At 60.8% G+C, this 1784-nt stretch carries 1 protein-coding gene; it reads right to left on the reverse strand.

Going from position 1 to position 1784, the window contains the following annotated elements:
- Positions 1–1732, reverse strand: a 1732-nt coding sequence (locus O9K64_RS23715; protein ID WP_275100520.1) for a fibronectin type III domain-containing protein, incomplete at its 3' end; no start/stop codon positions are given.
- Between the last annotated feature and the right edge of the window lie 52 nt (positions 1733–1784).

A 1784-nucleotide genomic window follows, 5' to 3' on the forward strand; every position in this document is an offset into this window, starting at 1 on the left:
ACCAGGTCACGCCCGTCAGTTCAACACCACTGCTCTCGTTACCGTCATTGTCCCGAGTAGTGATGCGGATCGGGTAACCCGTCGCCGCCGTCAGTCCACTGATCACATGAGTCAGCACCGTAGCGCCCAGATCCGTGCCGCCATCTCCATTGAAATAGAGACGGTACCCCGCCAGATCACTCGATACCGGCGCCGTCCAACTGACTTCCAATCGATCCGCAAAGGCCTCCACCGATACGCCCGTCAGATCCGGCGGTGGCTGTTGATCCACCAACGTCACCGATACCGGCGTCACACTGCTGTTGGCATTGCCCATGGTGTCGTAAGCCACGACAGAGAGGTAATACGTTGCGCCCCGGGTCAATCCATCCAGCTGATACTGCTTCTGGTTGGCGTTCACACTGGTGACCAGTGTGGCATTACCAATATCGGTGTAGGTACTGGTGCTGCGATAGAGGCGATAACCGACAATGTCATTGCCATTGGCCACGACATCGTAGCCACTCCAGTCCACCGCCACACTGGTACCGTTGCCGACGTTGCTGACCAGCGGCATGACCGGCCCCGGCGCGGTGTTGTCAAACGCGATGCTCACGGCGGTCGGCAAGCTGTCGTTGCCCGCCCGATCCCGGGCGATAAAGCTCAGGGTATTCGGTCCTTCCGCCAGCGCTACCGTGTGACTCCAACTGCTGCTTTGGGTGTGTCCCACCACTTCCACGCCGTTGAGCCAAAGGGCACTGTTCGGTTCCTTGCTGCCAGTGATCGTGTGTTGGTTGACCGTGGTGGTCGCCGGCAGGCTATCCACCACCGGCGCGGCGGGCGGCGTCTGGTCAATCACGAACAGGACGCTCGCCTCCGATGACTCGAGCCCACCCAGATCCCGTACTTTACCGCGCAGTTGATAGACCCCTTCAATGAAGGCCACGTCCGGGGCGAAGTGCAACACGTTGCCATTCAGCAGCCAACTGCCCGGGATCATGGTCGCGCCGCGACTGACAAACAGCGTCGAGCCAGCCACGTCCACCCCGGACCCGGTCTCTACGACGGTGACATCCAGCGTCGCCGGGACCACCTTCAGATAACTGTTAGGGGCCGGGACAATCCCCGTCACCACCGGTGCCACACTGTCGACGTTGTACAGCACCTCCACCGGCAGCGAGGCATTACCCGCCGCATCACGCGCCGTCAACAGCAGGCTGTTCATCCCTTCCGCCACGGTCTGGCTGAAACTCCAGGCACCCGAGCCACGACTGACCTGCTGCACACCGTTCACCCACACCGCCGTGTCACTCTCCCGGTTACCCGTCAACATGATCAGGCGCGTACTGCTGGCATGCACCACCGGCGCCAATGCCGCATCCACACTCAGCGCCGCCGGCGCCAGCGTGTCCACCGTGAACTGCGTCTGGTACCGATCATCCTGCGCCTCGCCCGCCACACCATCATCGTCCTGGTCCATGCCCAGACCGTTCTCGGCCAGGATATTCGGGCCAATCGTCAAATCGTAGACCCCGTCACCCAGCGAGGACGACAGCACAACCTGATACTCGACATCGGAGATTTTTGTGATCTCACTCACCGGGATACCCTGTCCCGCGCGCGTTAAAACCACATCGTCAACGGTGAATGAACTCTGATCGATCGTGTTGATAAAGATGACGTTGAACCGGTCCAGTGCACTCGCCACCACCCCCTCGGCGCTGATCCGGATCACCGAGGTCGCAATGTTCACCTGTTCCGTGTAAACCGTCCCATCCGCGCCTGATTGCGCATAGGTGGATACT

This window comes from Sedimenticola hydrogenitrophicus, from assembly GCF_029017505.1.
Classification (GTDB): Bacteria; Pseudomonadota; Gammaproteobacteria; order Chromatiales; family Chromatiaceae; genus Sedimenticola; species Sedimenticola hydrogenitrophicus_A.